We start from the raw sequence: 16657 nt of genomic DNA on the forward strand, positions 1-16657 counted from the left end.
TCGATCCTATGCGGCCCCGGTGGCCGACGAACGAGGGATGGATTGAAGCGCGAGATAGACATCGAGCCGGTCCGAGGTGGAATTCAGATCCCGGCCCAGCAACTCCTCCACTCGCTTGATTCGGTACCGCACGGTGTTGAGGTGGACGTGCAACGACTCGGCCGTCCGGTTCCACGATCCACCGGTCGCCAGGAACTCGCGGAGGGTGTCGGTCAGGCCGGCATCGGTGCGCCGGTCGTAGTCGAGCAGTGGAGCGAGAACGTGTTCGACGAACGACCGACGCACGTCGTCCGGCAGAGCCGAGAGCATCGACACCGCCGAGGTCAGTTGCGCACCCGCGGTGACGGTCACCGGGCTTGACCCTTGTCTGCTGACTTCGAGTGCGTGCCGGGCCGATCGCAGCGCGCCGTCGATGGTGATCCCAGTTGCCTCGGAGCTGACCCCCACGAGCAGACGGCTGTGCCCGATGCCGGAACCCAAGCGAGTCAATCGAGTTCGCAGTGTCTGTGTGAAATCAGGATCGTCGGTGTTCACGACAGCGACGATGTCGCCGTGCGTGCTGCACCCGACGCATCCTCCACCGAAGGAGGTGAGTGTGTCGCTGAGAACCGTACGCAGCATCTCGCGCAGGTCGATCCGTCCGCTGTGAACGACTCTGACGACGAACAGCGAGCGGTCCGGGTCGACGCCTGCCTGACGCAGCCGCGTCAGGGCCTCGGGTCTGGTGCTGTCGGCCTCGATCAACGCCACTGCCTGGTCGGCGATTTCGCGTCGGACCAGTCGCCCCTCCTCGCGTCGAGCACGATCGAGCGCGGCGATGGCCGCGAGCTGGCCGAACGCATCGGCGATGGCGGGTGGGAACGTCGCCATGTCTCCCGCCACCGCGAGGAACCATCGCGTGGTCCGCTGCGCGAGCGCAGGCCCGACACCGAAGATGCTGTACACACCTCTGTCACTGAGAGTGGTTGTCGTGGGCAGCCTTTCGGAGGACAGCGCAGCGTGCGTCAGAGTATCGACGTCGGCATCGGAGAACGCCGTGACCTCGGCCACCAGCCGGCGTCCGGTCGCCGTGAAGATCAGACACGCCATCCCGGTTTCCCTGGAGGTGTGCAGCGCCAACTCGTCGAGCGCTCTGCCGTCTGCGATCGCGGTGAGCAGCTGGCGTTGCCGGACGAGCGAGGTGTTCAGCGAGGCTATGCGATCTCCGGTGACACGGCCGACGAGAAACTCCGTCACCTCGCCGAACGAGACGATCTCGGGTACCGCGAGCAGGGGTAGTCCGTGCCGCTCGCATGCGTCGATCAAGTCGGGTGGAACGTGGCCGAGCAGCCCTTCACCGGCGGCCAGTGCCGAAGCCCCCGATTCGGCGACGGCCCTGACGAACATCTCACTGTCCGCGGGCGTTCGATGCCACACGAGACCGGTGATGACCAACTCGCCGCCGGCGATGTAGCGCGACGGATCGGGCAGATCGGTCGTGTAGGTCCAACGCAGCGTGCGGCCGAGGGCGTCGGTATCGGAGGTGAGCAATCGAATGCCGAGCTGTGTGGCGTCGAGCAAGTCCTTGACCTGCACTGCTACCCCTCCCCCCGGCCCTCGCTGAGCGTGCTCGAAACAGCTGAGCTCGTATGAAAAACAGTATGTGTGGGTTGTTTCGGGCGAGTTTCGGGCGTATCGCCGAACGACCGAAGATCGGTAACAGATACTCACTACAGTTCGAAGGGACACATCGGGTGTTGGATCTGTCGGCGTGGTGGATCTGCCGGCGAGAACGAGGTGAACGAAGGCCATGGATCTCGGCACTGTCGACGACATTCTGCTTCCCGGCTCCCGCGCGGACCTTCCGCCCGGACGCGCGGACACCGCCGTCCTTGCCGGCGGTACCTGGCTGTTCTCCGAGAAGCATGACCACCTGGCCACCCTCGTCGATGTCACCGCCTTGGGGTGGGAGCCGTTGACCGTCACCGAGACCGGGCTCGAGATCGCTGCCACCTGCACCATCGAGACTTTGGCGCGCTACACCTCTCCGTGGCCGGCCACCGCATTGTTCCCCCGCTGCGCAGCAGCGTTGTTGGCCTCGTTCAAGATCTGGAAGACCGCCACCGTCGGCGGCAACATCGCGCTGGCCCTGCCTGCCGGAGCGATGATCTCGTTGACCGCCGCTCTCGACGGTGTCGGGCAGGTGTGGTCGGGTGATGGGCCCGATCACGACTACCGCATCGCGATCGCGGATCTGGTCACGGGCCCGCATGCCAACGCCCTTCGACCGGGAGACGTGCTGCGCAGCATCGACATTCCGCTCCACGCGCTCCAGTCCAGAACGGCGATGCGCAAGCTCGCACTGTCACCGCTCGGGCGATCGGCCGCCGTGGTGATCGGGCGAGTCGACGACGGCGGCGAATTCGTTCTGACCGTCAGCGCGTCGACCGTCCGTCCGTTCGTTCTCCGTTTCCCCGGCCTGCCGACGGCGGCCGAACTCGACGACGCGCTCGCCGCCACCATCGGTCCTCAGCACTGGTACGACGACCCCCACGGGGCTCCGGACTGGCGTCGACACATCAGTTGCACTGCAGCGCAGCAGATTCGCGAGGAGTTGTCATGATCGTAGACATCAACGGTGTGCCGACCGATGTCACTCCGCGGCCCGGTCAGTGCCTGCGCACCCTGCTCCGTGAACACGACCACTTCGACGTGAAGAAAGGGTGCGACGCAGGCGACTGCGGCGCATGCTCGGTGCTCGTCGACGGCGAACCGGTGCACTCGTGCATCTTTCCCGCGTTCCGTGCCGCCGACCGGTCCGTCACCACCGTCGCGGGGCTCGGTACACCGGACGACCTCCATCCGATGCAGAGCCGATTCGTCGAAGCCGCCGGTTTCCAGTGCGGATTCTGCACTGCGGGAATGGTCGTCACCGCCTCGACGCTGACCGAGGAAGATCTGGACGAGCTTCCCGAACGGCTGAAGGGAAACCTGTGTCGCTGCACCGGATATCGCGCCGTGTCCGACGCCGTCTGCGGGGTGGTCAACACCGAGAAGTCCGTCGACGGTCCGGCGTGTGGACGGTCGCTCGCGGCACCCGCCAGCACGCGCATCGTCACCGGAACCGAGCCCTACACACTCGACCACACCCCTGCCGGGTTGCTGCACGCCAGTGTTCTCGGAAGTCCACACGCGCATGCCCGGATCGTCTCGGTCGATACCACCGCGGCAGAGCAGGTGCCGGGGGTGCACCTGATCCTGACTGCGAAAGACAGTCCGGCGACCGCATTCTCGACGGCCCGCCACGACCGCCGCGTCGACGATCCGGACGACACCCACGTTCTCGATACCGTCGTGCGCTTCATCGGCCAGCGAGTGGCGATCGTGGTCGCAGAATCGGTGGCAGCGGCCGAGGAGGGGTGCCGCGCTCTTGTCGTCGAGTACGACGTGCTGCCTGCAGTGTTCGATCCGGAGTCCTCGCTCGCACCCGATGCGCCGAAGATCCACGGCGACAAGGACGCGACGGCGCGAATCGCGGATCCGTCTCGCAATCTGGTGGCCGAGCTGCACGGCAGTACCGGGGACGTCGACGCTGCCGTTCGCGACGCGGCGGCGGTGGTCACCGGCCGCTGGACCACGCAGCGGATTCAGCACGTGCACCTGGAAACCCACGGCACCATCGGTTGGTTGGACGAGACCGGAAAACTGAATCTACGCACCAGCACTCAGGTTCCTTTTCTGGTGCGCGACGAGATCTGCGAGATCTTCGGTTTGGCACGCGATCGTGTTCGCGTGTTCACCGCGCGCGTCGGCGGCGGGTTCGGAGGCAAGCAGGAGTTGCTCACCGAGGACGTGGTGGCGCTGGCGGTACTGCGTACCGGTCGACCGGTGCAGTTCGAGTTCACGCGCACAGACGAGTTCACCGTGGCACCGTGCCGTCATCCGTTCCGCGTCGACGTCACCGCCGCCGCGAGCGCCGACGGCACGCTGACCGCCCTGTCGATCGACGTTCTCACCGACGCCGGTGCCTACGGGAACCACAGTGCCGGTGTGATGTTCCACGGCTGCGGCGAGTCGGTGGCGATCTACCGGTGCGCCAACAAACGGGTCGACGCAAAGACGGTGTACACCAACAACATCCCGTCCGGAGCCTTCCGCGGCTACGGGTTGGGACAGGTGATGTTCGCGATCGAATCGGCGATGGACGATCTGGCGCGAGAGATCGACGTCGATCCGTTCGAGTTTCGCAGACGCAACGTGATCGTCCCCGGCGACGACATCGTCGCCGCCCACCACGAGGGAGACGACCTGCAGTTCGGCAGCTACGGCCTCGACCAGTGCATCGACCTTGCCGAAGCCGCTCTGCGACAAGGCAACGGCGAGCACGCACCGGCGGGCTGGAAGGTGGGCGAAGGAATGGCGGTGGCCATGATCGCGACCATTCCCCCGCGCGGCCACCGCGCCGAGACCTCGGTTGCACTGCTACCCGAGGGGCGGTACGAGATACGCGTCGGAACTGCGGAATTCGGCAACGGAACCACCACCGTCCACACTCAGATCGCGGCGAGCGAACTGGGCACGTCCGTCGACCGCATCGGAGTCGATCAATCCGACACCGACTCGGTCACCTACGACACGGGCGCATTCGGTTCGGCGGGCACCGTGGTGGCAGGCAAGGCCCTGTATGCGGCGGTTCGCGCGATGTCAGCTCGGATCCTGGATCTGGCCGCCACGGCGACCGGACACCGAAATTCGGACTGCACACTCGGACCGGAGGGCGTGCGCTGCGGAGATCGCTTCGTCACCCTCGACGACATTCTGGCGATGGCGGGAGGCACCCTCGTCACCGCAGGCAACAGTGGCGGGCTGCCGCGTTCGCTTGCGTTCAACGTGCACGCGTTCCGAGTGGCGGTGCACGAGGACACCGGCACCGTGAAAATACTGCAGTCGGTGCAGAGCGCGGACGCCGGAACCGTGATGAACCCGCAGCAGTGCCGTGGTCAGGTCGAGGGCGGCGTCGCACAGGCGATCGGTAGCGCGCTGTACGAGGAGATCCGCACCGACGGTGCCGGTCTGGTCACCACCGATTCGATTCGTAGCTACCACGTTCCGCAGTTCGCGGACATTCCTCGCACCGAAGTTCTGTTCGCCGACACCTACGACCGTCTGGGCCCGTTCGGCGCGAAGTCGATGAGCGAGTCTCCGTACAACCCCGTGGCACCGGCCTTGGCCAACGCCATTCGTGACGCCGTCGGTGCCCGACTGTACGACCTACCCATGTCGTCGGACCGGGTGTGGCGGGCAGTCAGCGGTCGTAGAACGTCTGCAGAATGATCGTGCTGCGCGTCTGCACGTTGGCGGTTGCCCGGATCTCCTGCAGCAAGCGTTCGAGCGCCCTCGGCGATTCGACTCGCACCAGCAGAACGTAGCTTTCCTCACCGGCAACCGAGTGACACGACTCGATGGCCGACAGATGCTTCAACCTGGCGGGGGCATCGTCCGGTTGAGCCGGATCGATCGGAGTGATGGCGACGAATGCCGACAGCGGACGGCCGAGGGCCTCCGGATCGACCTGGGCCGTGTATCCACGGATGACGCGCCGGGACTCCAGCCGTCGAACCCTCGATTGAACGGCGGACACGGACAGGGAAGCCTTTTCCGCCAACGTCGCCAAAGTAGCGCGTCCGTCGGAGACAAGCTCGTCGATGATCAAGCGATCGACGCGATCGAGATTTTCACTCACCTGCGCAATGTAGCCCAGATCCGAGACGAATCAGCGGCCACATCCGTTTCTGCTGGTCGAATCGGTGCTTGTGCCTCTTTTTCACAGGAACAGAGGGGGTAGGGCGAGGACCATGACCGCCGACCAACTGACGTGCGTGAGAATCGGAGCCAGGATTCCGCCGGACGCACGCCTCTGCAGACCCATCACGTAACCGAGCAGGACAGCCGCGAAGCCCAGCATCGGATTGCCGGATGCGAGGGTGGCAATGGCGTAGATGACGGTGGAGATGATCACCGGATGCTTGACCCCGATGGCCGAGTACAGGGCTCCCCGGAAGAAGATCTCCTCGGCGACGCCGTTGAGCAGCGCGATGAAGACGATCAGAACCAGTGACCCCACCCGGGCGTGTGCGAGCACGTTCTCGGTGAAGTCGGCCAGCGGCGGGATCTGCCGAACCACGAGTCCGCCGAGCAAGAAGACTCCGCCCACGGCGAGTCCGATCAGGATGGGGGTGACGATCGGCCGTCTGATCGACCCGCCGACCTGGATACGGCCCAGGTGCAGTGGTCCGGACGCAAATCCACCGATCGTCCAGACTGCGGCCAGCACCAGCGTCAGCGCATAGAACGTCGGGTCACCCGGCTCCGTCTTGAGCGAGAAGTACAGCACCGTCGCGCCGATCACCAAGGTGATCATCACGACGATTCGGCGCTTGCGAAACGCAGCGTCGGACTGTCGGTGATCGCGCTCGACCGGATCGACCAGAGCGGACTTCATCACGTTGAGCGCGGTCGTGGACCACGTTCCCATCACGCCTCCTCGGTATCGGTCAGTCGGCGTACGGCCGACCTCGCGCGTCGATTCACGTCGGCTATCACGTCGAGATTGGTGCGCACCGCTGCCGCGACGGGCTTGGCGTACAGCAGCCGACGCCCGCCGAGGGCTTCGATCAACCCCCAGGTGCGGTCGGAGGACGCCGCGACACCGCGACGCCTGATCCCCAGAGCGTCACCGCCGCTCCAGGCCGCGTCGGTGCTCGCGAGCCGAAGCGGATCCTTCAGGGCACACACACCGGGAGGGTCACCGACCATTCCCCGCACACTACGGGCCATGGCGTCGGCAATCGTGGTGAGACCTCGGGGAGGGTCGGGCACGAGTTCACGAATCCGACTCTCCGACGTCGTCATCGTGTTGTGCAGCGAACCGACGAGATCTTCGGCGAGTCCCGCGGGAACCGGAATGATCTTTCCGATGACCTTGCCTGCGAGCGAGGTCGGCACCAGCGGCACCGGAACGCCGATGCGCTGGAGGCCGGCAGCTTCGACGTACGCGAACACCAGATCTCGATACGGCACCACATCCGGCCCACCGATGTCGTAGGAACCCGCCGGGACTGCATCGGTGTCGGCGCTTGCGAGCAGATAGTGCAGCACGTCGTCCACGGCAATGGGCTGCACGGGCTCGGCGAGCCAACTCGGCAGCGGCAGCACCGGCAAGCGGTCGGCGAGGTAGCGCAACATCTCGTACGACGTCGAACCTGCACCCAGGACGATGGCCGCTCTGAGCCAGACCAGCTCGACGCCGTCCACCGTCAGAGCCTCGCCGACGTCCGCCCGGCTCGCGAGGTGCTCCGACAGCTGGTCGTCATCGGGTACGAAACCACCGAGGTAGACGATTCGGCGTACTCCGGCCCGCGCCGCCGCCGCGGCGAACTGCTCGGCGGACCGTCGGTCCTGCGCGCGGTAATCGGACTCGCCGATGGCATGCACGAGGTAATAGGCCACGTCGATGTCGCCGGACTGCGCGAACGCGGCAGCGCAGGACTGTTCGTCGGTGACATCGAGCGAGACTGCGGTGACGGAGTCGAAGAAGTCGAAGGTCCGCAGGTTGTCCGGCGTTCGGGAGCCGACGACGACCTCGAACTCGTCGGCCAGCAGAGCTGCCACCAACCGCGACCCGATGTACCCGCTGGCACCGGTGACGAGAGCTCTCATGCTTCGAGGCTAACGGCACTCGGGGCGTTGTGTCGGTGTGGCATTGTCGCTCCTATGGCTCTGGTCTTGGCAGGTGTGGTTCTCCCCGATCCCCTCGGTACCGAAACTGTGCTCCGGCGAGGAGTCGCGGTCGCGCGGGCCGGTGCGGGCTGGATGCTCACCACGACCGCTTTCGCGCTTACCCTGCCCGGCCGAATCGAAGCACTGCTGACGCGCATTGAGATGTTGATGACACGTATCGATCAGGTGATCGACTCCGCCGACGCCGTGGTCGCCAGCGTGCAGCGGACAACCGGGGCCGCGGACGAGGTGGTCGCGTCGGCGTCGGTGGCCTCACACACCGCGCTTGAGCTGATCGAGTTGTTCGATCCCATCGCCAAGACGTCCGAGCCCATGGCCCGCAAGTTCGTCGACAACCTGTCCGAGGAGGAAGTCGACGCCGCGATCGCGATGGTCGATCAGCTCCCCGGACTCCTCGATCACATGGAAGCGCTGCTTCCCATTCTCGCCACCCTCGACACGGTGTCCCCCGAGATTCACGAGCTCCTCGGAGTCACCAAGGACGTTCGACGTGCGGTCATCGGCATTCCGGGATTCAAGTTCTTCCGCAATCGCGGTGAGGACAAGCTGAACGAGGAGCTGCGAGACGAAGAGAACTAGGCGCTCGGGCTCAACGCCTCCGGGCGATCCTCGTGCGCAGTCGCGTCCACCAGGACGGTGGGTTCGATCCCGCCGAATTCGTGGGTGTCGCGGGCGACTGCGCCGCATGCTCGCGGGCCAGTCGGTCGACCTCGGCGCGGTTGATCCGCCAGCTCTCCATCCAGTTCTCGACGTCCACCGGGCCGAGCGGCACGATCGGCGGCGTCGGGAACCGAATCCAGTCGACGATGCGAGCGTTCAACTCGTCCAACACCTCTCGTGCCGAATCCTCGCGCCGAATGCCGATCAATGTCGACGGCAGCCGCTCGATCTCCTTGCGCAGCTGCAATGCGGTGGGTAGCAAGGCGTCGGCGGGCAGGTTCTCCCGTTTCAGGTAGCCCCGAACCCACCACAGCTCGTCGCCGGGATCGCCGACCGGGATCGGCTTGCCGGTGCCTTCGAGGCCCTCGAACGCACCGTTGTCCTGCGCCTCGCGAATCTGCTTGTCGACCCAGGACTCGAACGTGACTCCTGGTTTCTTGCGTTCGGTCACCCCGTCGACTGTAGATCCGGTGCCGGGCTCCGCGCCACGGCTGCGAACACGACGAAGCCCCGACCCACGTAGGCGGGCCGGGGCCGGTGTCGCGCAGCGGTCCTGGTCAGCCGTACTCGGCGACCAGTCGATCGAATTCCTCGCGGTCGATGACCTGAGGCTCGTTGATGGCGAGAGCCTGCGCGTATTTGCTCGCCAGGTGGTAGTCGCGGCCGAGTGGCCCGTGCTCGGCATCGTCCTCGTCGGACTGGATGCTCGCGCCCGGAGGCACCTCGTTCTGCAGGCCGTTGGTCTTGCTGCCGAGCAGAGCGTCGAGTTTCGCGGAAATCTTCTGCATGATCTCTTGGTCGTCGGTCATGGGGGCGGTGTACCCGAATCGCTCGAATCGACACCGCCGCACGCTCGGGGAACGGCGCGAGGGTTATCTGTCGGTGCCCGGGGGCATGATGATGGGATGGCCAGGCAGAGTACGGGCACCGACGCAGCGGGCGAGCTGTCGGTGATGCAGAAGTTGTCGCGGCCGACCCGGGAATGGTTCACCGGCGCTTTTCCCGCTCCCACGTCCGCGCAGTTGGGCGCGTGGTCGTCCATCTCGAGTGGTTCGCACACCCTCGTGGTTGCTCCGACCGGTTCGGGTAAGACGCTCTCGGCCTTCCTGTGGGCCCTGGACGAGCTTGCGCAGCTGGGTGCGGACAGCACCCGCAAGACCAAAGTCCTCTACATCTCGCCGCTCAAAGCCCTTGCCGTCGACGTCGAGCGGAACCTGCGCGCTCCCCTCGTCGGCATCACCCAGACCGCCAAGCGCCTCGGCCTGAACCCACCGGAGATCTCGGTCGGTGTGCGATCCGGCGACACCAGCGCCGCCGACCGCAGGAACATGATCAAGACGCCGCCGGACATCCTGATCACCACCCCGGAATCGCTGTTCCTCATGCTCACCTCGGCCGCGCGAGACATCCTCGCCGAGGTCGACACCGTCATCGTCGACGAGGTACACGCCGTCGCAGGCACCAAACGTGGCGCACACCTCGCGGTGTCTCTCGAACGGCTCGACGCGATGCTGGACAAGCCGGCTCAACGCATCGGCCTGTCCGCGACGGTACGACCGCACGAAGAGGTGGGCCGATTCCTGGCCGGTGCCGCTCCCATCGAGATCGTCGCTCCACCTGCACCGAAGACGTTCGATCTGACGGTCCAGGTGCCGGTCGAGGACATGACCGAACTGGGCGTCACCGACCCGAATGCGGACACCTCGGCCGCTCCCCCGGCGCAGGGATCCATCTGGCCCCACGTCGAGGAGAAGATGGTCGATCTCATCCTCGAGCACAAATCGTGCATCGTCTTCGCCAATTCTCGACGTCTCGCAGAGCGGCTGACTGCGCGGCTCAACGAGGTGTACGCCGAACGGATCGGCGACGGCGTCGAGACCGAGCACAAACCGCCCTCGCAGGTCGGCACTCCCAACGACGTGAACCACGGTGCCGATCCGTTGCTGGCCCGTGCCCACCACGGCAGCGTCAGCAAGGATCAGCGCGCGCTGATCGAAGACGATCTCAAGACCGGCAGGCTGCGCTGCGTCGTCGCCACCAGCAGCCTCGAACTCGGAATCGACATGGGCGCAGTCGATCTGGTCGTCCAGGTCGAAGCGCCGCCATCGGTGGCGAGTGGGTTGCAACGCGTCGGACGCGCAGGTCACCAGGTCGGCGAGATCTCCAAGGGTGTGTTGTTCCCCAAGCACCGCACCGACCTGATCCACTGCGCCGTCACCGTCGAACGCATGACGTCGGGCAAGATCGAGGCGTTGTTCGTTCCCGCCAATCCACTCGACGTGCTGGCGCAGCAGACCGTGGCGGCCTGCGCCCTCGAACCGATCGACGCCGAGGACTGGTTCGATTCCGTCCGTCGCACAGGCAGTTTCGCCACCCTGCCCCGATCTGCCTACGAGTCGACTCTCGATCTGCTCTCGGGCCGCTACCCCTCGGACGAGTTCGCGGAACTACGGCCGAGGCTCGTGTGGGACCGCGACGCCAACACTCTCACCGGCCGTCCCGGGTCGCAGCGACTGGCCGTCACCTCTGGTGGCACCATCCCGGACCGCGGCCTGTTCACCGTGTACATGGTGGGCGAAAAGCAGTCCAGGGTAGGCGAACTCGACGAGGAGATGGTCTACGAATCGCGAGTGGGTGACGTGTTCGCCCTCGGTGCCACCAGCTGGCGGATCGAGGAGATCACCCACGATCGGGTGCTCGTCAGCCCGGCCTACGGTCAACCCGGCCGGCTCCCCTTCTGGCACGGCGACGGCCTGGGCCGGCCGGCCGAACTCGGCCGAGCCCTGGGCGAGTTCCTGCGCAGCACCACCGATCGCAGCAACTTGGCCGACCGGCTGAGCTCCGACGGTCTCGACGCCAACGCCGTCAACAACCTCATCGCATTGCTCGACGAGCAACTCGAGGCCACCGGCCAACTCCCCACCGACAAGACGATGATCGTCGAGCGGTTCCGCGACGAACTGGGCGACTGGCGGCTCGTGCTGCATTCCACCTACGGTCAGCAGGTGCACGCGCCGTGGGCACTCGCAGTCGGCGCGAGGCTGATCGAGCGGTACGGCATCGACGCCGCCCCCACCGCATCCGACGACGGCATCATCGTCCGGCTGCCCGACACCGACGACCAGCCGCCGGGCGCAGAACTGTTCGTCTTCGAGCGCGACGAGATCGCCGACATCGTCACCGAGCAGGTCGGCGGATCGGCTCTGTTCGCATCGAGATTCCGCGAATGTGCCGCTCGCGCACTGCTTCTCCCCCGCCGCAACCCGGGCAAGCGAGCGCCGCTGTGGCAGCAGCGCCAGCGTTCGGCTCAGCTGCTCGACGTGGCACGCAAGTACCCGACGTTCCCGATCCTGCTCGAGACCGTCCGCGAGTGCCTGCAAGACGTCTACGACCTCCCCGCCCTCGAGGACATCCTGGCCAGAATCGGCCGACGCCAGATCAGAATCGTCGACATCGAGACGCCGTCACCGTCCCCCTTCGCCAACTCGCTGCTGTTCAACTACGTCGGCGCATTCATGTACGAGGGCGACAGCCCGTTGGCCGAACGCCGTGCCGCCGCACTGTCACTCGACTCGGCGCTCCTCGCCGAACTGCTCGGACGCGTCGAACTGCGAGAGCTGCTCGACGACAGCGTCATCACCACCACCGAACTCGAGCTACAGCGCCTCCCCGAGGACCGCCACGCCAAGGACATCGAAGGCGTCGCGGACCTGCTGCGACTGCTCGGTCCGCTGACCGTCGAGGAAGTCGGCCTTCGAACCGACGGCGACGAATACCCGCAGTGGCTCACCGAACTCGCCGATGCCAAGCGGGCGATGGAGGTCTCGTTCGCCGGCAAGAACTGGTGGACGGCGATCGAGGACGCCGCTCGGCTGCGCGACGCACTGGGCGTGCCGCTTCCCATCGGAACTCCGGCCGCCTTCATCGAACCCGTCGACGATCCGCTGGTGGACCTGATCAGCCGGTACGCCCGAACCCACGGACCGTTCACGCTCGACGACGCGGCGGCGCGCTTCGGGGTGGGCACCGCCGTGGTACGCGACGTCCTGCGCAGACTCGCCGTCGACAAGCGCGTCGTCGAGGGCGAATTTCGGCCCGGAGCCACCGGCAGCGAATGGTGCGAGGCCGAGGTCCTGCGACGTTTGCGGCGCCGGTCGCTCGCTGCGGCTCGGCAGGAGATCGAACCCGTTTCCACCGCCACCCTCGGCCGCTTCCTGCCGGCGTGGCAGCACGTGGACAGCCGACGCCTGAGCGGAATCGACGGCGTCGCGACCGTCATCGAACAGCTTGCGGGCGTTCCTGTTCCGGCATCGGCCTGGGAATCACTCGTGCTCTCGTCGCGGGTGACGGACTACAGCCCGGCGATGCTCGACGAACTGACCTCCACCGGGGAGGTGTTGTGGTCGGGACACGGCGCGATCTCGTCCAAGGACGGCTGGGTGAGCCTGCACATGGCCGACACCGCTCCGCTGACCCTCGTGCCCGCTGCCGAATCCGACCTGTCGGAGTTGCAGATTCGCATTCAGGACGCCGTTGCGGGCGGCGGCGCGTACTTCTTCCGCCAACTCTCCGACACCGTCGGCAGCACCGACGACACCGCTCTGCAGGCCGCCCTGTGGGAGCTGGTGTGGGCGGGCCGACTGAGCAACGACACATTCGCCCCGCTGCGCGCGCTGTTGAACTCCACGACCACCCGCTCGGCCCCGAGCCATCGAGCACCGCGTCGCACACCGCGGTTGCGCTCGTACCGGCAGTTCGAGCGGCCATCCCTGCCCACCCGCACCGGACCCCCGACCGCGGGTGGACGATGGTCGAGGTTGCCCGAGCTCGAACCCGACCTGACCGTCCGCGCCCATGCGACCGCCGATGTACTGCTCGAACGCTACGGCGTGGTGACCCGCGGCTCGGTGATGAACGAGGGCGTGCCCGGCGGATTCGCCACGATGTACAAGGTGCTCACCGGATTCGAGGATTCCGGTCGCTGCCGTCGCGGATACTTCGTCGATTCCCTCGGCGGAGCGCAGTTCTCCACCTCCGATGTGGTGGACCGGTTGCGCAGCTACGACGAACCGAAGAAGAACGCCACCGCCGTCGTGCTCGCGTCCTGCGATCCGGCCAACCCCTACGGCGGAGCACTGCCCTGGCCGAAAGCAGGCAGCGGCGAGGCCGGTGTCGGAGACAAGCCGGACGAGACGACGAAGCATCGGCCGGGTCGCAAGGCCGGTGCACTGGTGGTCCTCGTCCGAGGCGAATTGACGATGTTCGTCGAACGCGGCGGAAAGTCGGTGCTGACGTTCGGTGAGAACACCGAGGACATCAGCGCTGCAGCAACCGCATTGGCGGCCACCGTTCGCCGCGGCGGAGTCGACAAGCTACTCGTCGAGCGGATCAACGGTCACGACATTCACGGCACGGACTTCTCCAAGACCCTGACCGAGGCCGGTTTCTCGGCGACCCCACGCGGCCTTCGTCTGCGTCGCTGAAGCACCGCAATACTCCCCAGGAACGAGAGAGGACACCGATGCCCGAGGGCGATACCGTCTGGCGCGCTGCCAACACCCTGCGCGCCGCACTCGAGGGCAGGCAGCTCACCACCTGCGACATTCGCGTACCCCGTTACGCCACAGTCGACTTCACCGGAGAGACCGTCGATTCCGTCGCCTCACGCGGTAAGCACCTGCTGATCAGAGTCGGCGGCTACGTCATTCATTCGCATCTGAAGATGGAAGGCACCTGGCACGTCTATGCACCCGGCGCTCGCTGGCGTCGCCCGGCGTTCCAGGCGCGGATCATCCTGAACACCGCCGACGCGCAGGCCATCGGTTTCGAGCTCGGAGTCCTCGACATCGTCGAGGACGAGGACGAGGTCGTCGGCTATCTCGGACCGGATCTACTCGGTCCCGACTGGGACCCAGTAGCCGCCCTGACCAATTTGGAGTCGGATCCGGCTCGTCCCGTCGGACTCGCGCTGCTCGATCAGCGCAACATCGCCGGACTCGGCAACGTCTACCGAAACGAGATCTGCTTTCTGCGCGGAATCGACCCGCGTACACCGGTCGGCGAGGCCGGTGACCTGAAGAAGACGATCGACCTGTCCTATCGATTGATCATGGCCAACAAGGATCGAAATCAACGCGTCACCACCGGGGATCGGCGACCGGGCCGACATTTCTGGGTGTACGGGCGCGAGAACAAGCCATGCCGACGCTGCGGAACCACCATCGAATTCGGGCTCATCGGAGACAACCCACTCGAGGAACGGCAGATCTACCACTGCCCACACTGCCAGCGGCCACCGACCTGAAAGCTCCCTGTCAGGTGCGGCCAAGCCTGTTCACAGCTTTGCCGATCACCATGGACGCATGCTGACACTTGCGATACTCACCCTGCTGATCATGGCCGTGTCCGGCGCGACAGCTGCTCGCGCACCCCGGACGCTGGTTCGACTGCGCTAGATCGTGCGAACGGGTTCGAGGATTTCCTGGCGGGCCTCGGGAGCGACGACTCGCAGCGCGTCTGCCGATTCGTCGTCGGGCTGGCGCTGCGACTCGATCTCGGCTTCCACCCGGGCGCGGTAGGTCTCGACCTCACGGTCGACCATGGCCTCGTCCCAACCCAGCACGGGTGCGATCAACGCGGCCACCTGACCCGCGCAGTTCATCCCGCGATGGGAGTACTCGATGGAAATCCTGGTACGACGCGAGAGCACGTCCTCGAGATGCAGTGCGCCCTCCGCTGCCGCGGCGTACACCACCTCCACCTGAAGGTAGGCCGGCGCATCGGTGAGTGGTTGCAGCAGTTCGGGTTTGCCGTCGGCCATCGCCAGCACCTCGTCGATCAACGAACCGTATCGATCGAGCAGATGCGTCACCCGATGTGGATGCAGCTTGTACATCTCCCCCAGATGCGGTGCCTGATTGACCAGGGCGAAGTAACCGTCGGCACCGACGAGGGGCACCTTCTCGGTGATCGAGGACGCCACCCGCACCGGGATGTCCTCGGCCGCCAGATCGACGGCGTCCTCGGCCATGACTCGGTAGGTCGTGTACTTGCCGCCTGCGATCGCGATGAGTCCGGGTGCCACGCGAGCGACCGCGTGTTCGCGAGAGAGCTTGGAGGTCTCGTCGCTCTCGCCTGCCAGCAATGGCCGCAGGCCCGCGTACACACCGTCGATGTCCGCGTGGGTGAGCGGCGTGACGATCACGCCGTTGACCTCGCCCAGGATGTAGTCGATGTCGGCTTTGGTGGCGGCCGGGTGTGCCAGATCGAGATTCCAGTCGGTGTCGGTGGTACCGATGATCCAGTGCGCACCCCACGGAATGATGAACAGCACCGACTTCTCGGTGCGCAGAATGATCGCGGCCTCGCTGACGATTCGATCCCGCGGCACCACGATGTGCACGCCCTTCGAGGCGCGTACGCGGAAGCGTCCGCGCATGTTGGACAGCGACTGAATCTCGTCGGTCCACACGCCGGTGGCGTTGATCACCACGTGTGCCCGCACCTCGGTGGTGGCACCGGTCTCCGAATCACGCACGCGCACACCGGAAACCCGGTCGGCCTCACGCAGGAAGCCGACGACCTGGGTGGAGGTTCGCACCACTGCGCCGTAATGAGCGGCCGTCCTGGCGACGGTCATGGTGTGCCGGGCGTCGTCGACGACGGTGTCGTAGTACCTGATCCCGCCGATCAACGACTTGCGTTTGATCCCGGGCGACATCCGCAGCGCACCGGATCGAGTCAGGTGCTTCTGCTGCGGCACCGATTTGGCCCCACCCATCCGGTCGTACAGAAAAATCCCCGCGGCGATGTACGGACGCTCCCACAACCGGTGCGTGAGCGGGAAGAGGAACTTCAGCGGCTTGACCAAGTGCGGTGCGAGCGTGGACAGGGAGAGCTCGCGTTCGTGCAGGGCCTCACGCACCAGTCCGAACTCGAGCTGCTCGAGGTATCGAAGCCCGCCGTGGAACATCTTGGACGAGCGAGACGACGTTCCCGACGCGTAATCCCGCGCCTCGACCAGCGCCACCTTCAGTCCGCGCGTCGCCGCGTCGAGGGCTGCACCGGAGCCGACGACGCCACCGCCGATCACCACCACGTCGAACTGCTCGGTTCCGAGCTGGTCCCACGCCTCCACCCGCTGGTCGGGTCCGAGGAACTTCGTATTCGATCGGTTGCTCATCTCGAACGCTCCATCTCCATCGAAAATCCCCGCATT

Annotated in this window: 12 protein-coding genes; 5 read left to right on the forward strand and 7 right to left on the reverse strand. The window is 66.0% G+C overall.

Annotated features, from left to right (window positions below):
• Positions 1–6: 6 nt before the first annotated feature.
• Positions 7–1575: a PucR family transcriptional regulator gene (locus QM615_RS04310; RefSeq protein ID WP_283347072.1), complete on the reverse strand. Its 1569-nt coding sequence runs from the start codon at positions 1573–1575 to the stop codon at positions 7–9.
• 214 nt (positions 1576–1789) lie between these two features.
• Here QM615_RS04310 and QM615_RS04315 point away from each other — a divergent pair, with 214 nt between their 5' ends.
• Together QM615_RS04315 and QM615_RS04320 are read left to right on the forward strand one after the other, a co-directional pair.
• Positions 1790–2602 (forward strand): FAD binding domain-containing protein, encoded by an 813-nt coding sequence (locus QM615_RS04315; protein WP_283347073.1) that lies wholly within the window; start codon positions 1790–1792, stop codon positions 2600–2602.
• The gene (locus QM615_RS04320; protein WP_283347074.1) at positions 2599–5313 is read left to right on the forward strand and encodes a molybdopterin-dependent oxidoreductase; all 2715 of its coding nucleotides are present in this window, start codon (positions 2599–2601) and stop codon (positions 5311–5313) included. Before QM615_RS04315 ends, QM615_RS04320 begins: the two co-directional genes overlap by 4 nt.
• Here the strand turns inward: QM615_RS04320 and QM615_RS04325 are convergent.
• The 3 genes from QM615_RS04325 to QM615_RS04335 form a co-directional block, all read right to left on the reverse strand.
• Positions 5285–5722, reverse strand: a complete 438-nt coding sequence (locus QM615_RS04325; RefSeq protein ID WP_032376860.1) for an Lrp/AsnC family transcriptional regulator — start codon at positions 5720–5722, stop codon at positions 5285–5287. The two genes, QM615_RS04320 and QM615_RS04325, sit on opposite strands and share 29 nt — an antisense overlap.
• Before the next feature lie 81 nt (positions 5723–5803).
• On the reverse strand, positions 5804–6514 hold the full coding sequence (locus QM615_RS04330; protein ID WP_068051435.1) for a CPBP family intramembrane glutamic endopeptidase: 711 nt from the start codon (positions 6512–6514) through the stop codon (positions 5804–5806).
• On the reverse strand, positions 6514–7698 hold the full coding sequence (locus QM615_RS04335; protein WP_269593472.1) for an NAD(P)H-binding protein: 1185 nt from the start codon (positions 7696–7698) through the stop codon (positions 6514–6516). The genes QM615_RS04330 and QM615_RS04335 overlap by 1 nt, the downstream gene beginning before the upstream one ends.
• A 54-nt stretch (positions 7699–7752) precedes the next feature.
• On the opposite strand from QM615_RS04335, the gene QM615_RS04340 reads away from it, so the two are divergent.
• Positions 7753–8358, forward strand: a complete 606-nt coding sequence (locus QM615_RS04340; protein WP_283347075.1) for a ribulose 1,5-bisphosphate carboxylase large subunit — start codon at positions 7753–7755, stop codon at positions 8356–8358.
• A 10-nt stretch (positions 8359–8368) separates the two neighbouring features.
• Here the strand turns inward: QM615_RS04340 and QM615_RS04345 are convergent, their stop codons facing one another.
• Together QM615_RS04345 and QM615_RS04350 are read right to left on the reverse strand one after the other, a co-directional pair.
• Positions 8369–8890 (reverse strand): DnaJ family domain-containing protein, encoded by a 522-nt coding sequence (locus QM615_RS04345; protein WP_283347076.1) that lies wholly within the window; start codon positions 8888–8890, stop codon positions 8369–8371.
• 106 nt (positions 8891–8996) lie between these two features.
• Positions 8997–9248, reverse strand: coding sequence for a modification methylase HgiDII (locus tag QM615_RS04350; RefSeq protein WP_068051442.1), 252 nt, complete (start codon positions 9246–9248; stop codon positions 8997–8999).
• Between the two features lie 96 nt (positions 9249–9344).
• Here QM615_RS04350 and QM615_RS04355 point away from each other — a divergent pair, with 96 nt between their 5' ends.
• Positions 9345–13922 (forward strand): ATP-dependent helicase, encoded by a 4578-nt coding sequence (locus QM615_RS04355; protein ID WP_502941860.1) that lies wholly within the window; start codon positions 9345–9347, stop codon positions 13920–13922.
• A 38-nt stretch (positions 13923–13960) separates the two neighbouring features.
• A complete protein-coding gene (locus QM615_RS04360) occupies positions 13961–14743 on the forward strand; it encodes a DNA-formamidopyrimidine glycosylase family protein (RefSeq protein WP_283347077.1) in 783 nt (260 codons plus the stop codon).
• 147 nt (positions 14744–14890) lie between these two features.
• On the opposite strand, the gene glpD is transcribed toward QM615_RS04360, so the two are convergent.
• A complete protein-coding gene (glpD, locus tag QM615_RS04365) occupies positions 14891–16621 on the reverse strand; it encodes a glycerol-3-phosphate dehydrogenase (RefSeq protein WP_283347078.1) in 1731 nt (576 codons plus the stop codon).
• Between the last annotated feature and the right edge of the window lie 36 nt (positions 16622–16657).

Source organism: Rhodococcus sp. IEGM 1341 (assembly GCF_030056895.1).
Taxonomy (GTDB): domain Bacteria; phylum Actinomycetota; class Actinomycetes; order Mycobacteriales; family Mycobacteriaceae; genus Rhodococcoides.